This window comes from Ferrovum myxofaciens (genome assembly GCF_000735045.1).
Classification (GTDB): domain Bacteria; phylum Pseudomonadota; class Gammaproteobacteria; order Burkholderiales; family Ferrovaceae; genus Ferrovum; species Ferrovum myxofaciens.
Window position 1 is genome coordinate 1 of record NZ_JPOQ01000253.1, and the last position, 1,514, is coordinate 1,514.

Sequence of the window (1,514 nt, forward strand, 5' to 3'; positions counted from 1 at the left end):
AACGGCGTAGCCGTATCAGCAGACCTCTCGCGTTGAAGCAGGAAACATCTCTCGCAAGGGATATGCGGCTGGTCTTCGTAGATCAGGAATCCCTACCCTTCCCGTGCTTGCACGGCAGCCAAAAGCCGAGGGCAGGGAGGATGTCAAGTGCTGGGTGTACGCCGAGCGGGTGTCACCAAAGCAGCCACTTCCCTGCAACTGAATCAGTTGATTCGCTACAAACGGGGAGACATCACGATTCTTGACCGGATTGGTCTGGAGAACTCTTCCTGCAACTGTTATGAAACTGACAAAACGACTTACGACCGTATCATGGTATAGAATGAAGAATTGGCAAGCACAGAGAAGAGGATGGAGTGATCCTGATCAAGGATGGAGAGTTCATGAGTTGTTCGTTTGGTTGGTTTGAGATACCTTCCGGTGGATAAAACCTCGAAAGATTCCCTTCCGGATATGCCCGTCGAATCCGAACGCGATCAGATCAGCCAGAATATCGAGGCCATTCTGAAGTTCTACACGCGAGAAGATCAAAAGATCAGTCACTCGCAACGGGTCCTAGAACGTATCAGTCTATTCATCGGACAACCCGTTTTTGTGGGAGCTATTCTGCTTTTTGTTGCGCTCTGGACAATTTCCAATATTGTATTGCACCAACTTGGCTTGACGGCATTTGATCCGCCTCCATTTTTCTGGCTGCAAGGAATCGTTGGTCTGGGCGCATTGCTTATCATGACCGTGGTGCTGACCAAGCAGAACCGACTGGCCAAACTCGAGGAACAGCGTGCCCATCTGGACTTGAAAGTGACGCTATTGACCGAACAGAAGGCGGCCAAGTTGATAGACCTGCTGGAAGAGTTGAGACGCGACCTACCGAATGTCAAAAATCGCCATGATCCCGAAGCGGTTGCGCTGCAGCAGTCCATGAGTCCGGATTTGGTGCTCGCCGCACTGGATGAAGGCGGAAACTCTGAGGAACGCTTGAAGCAGAGCACAGAAACCCAAGAGGACATGAGCAGCAGCCAGCAAACACCCTGACCGGGTTCCCGTCAGCGCCCTCTGTACGATACTGTACATAAGGAATCGGATAGTTCATACTGGTCTTGGAATTAGACCATCCATAGAGTATCGACAGATTTCTTTGATTCTGTCGGTGTACAGGGGGAGTGCGCGTGTCATCTCTACCAGATCCTCGCCAGAATCATCTTCTTGCCGCCTTGCCGGAGGAAGACTACGCGTACTTCTCACCCTTTCTGGAAGGGGTGCAGATGCCACTTGGCGAGGTGCTCTACGAGTCTGGAATGCAGATGCGCCACGTATATTTTCCAGTCGATTCCATCGTGTCCCTGCTCTATGTCATGGAAGACGGTTCATCGGCAGAAATCGCCGTAGTGGGCAACGAAGGTATCGTCGGCGTCTCTCTTTTCATGGGAGGTGAAACCACCCCCAGCCGGGCAGTGGTGCAAAGTGCCGGCAATGCCTACCGACTGAAGGGTCAGTTTCTTAAAAACGAGTTT

The 1,514-nt window shown here is 51.7% G+C and carries 3 protein-coding genes; all 3 read left to right on the forward strand.

Annotated elements, in window-relative coordinates; translation table 11 throughout:
- Window positions 1-147 precede the first annotated feature (147 nt).
- Window positions 148-321 carry a winged helix-turn-helix domain-containing protein gene (locus IV91_RS18100; protein WP_200874424.1) on the forward strand — a complete coding sequence of 58 codons (174 nt, stop codon included), beginning with the start codon at window positions 148-150 and terminating at the stop codon, window positions 319-321.
- Window positions 322-396: 75 nt separating this feature from the next.
- Window positions 397-1,035 (forward strand): DUF1003 domain-containing protein, encoded by a 639-nt coding sequence (locus IV91_RS0113275; protein WP_051862732.1) that lies wholly within the window; start codon window positions 397-399, stop codon window positions 1,033-1,035.
- Between the two features lie 134 nt (window positions 1,036-1,169).
- On the forward strand, window positions 1,170-1,514 hold a 345-nt coding region (locus tag IV91_RS0113280; RefSeq protein WP_031599246.1), incomplete at its 3' end, for a Crp/Fnr family transcriptional regulator.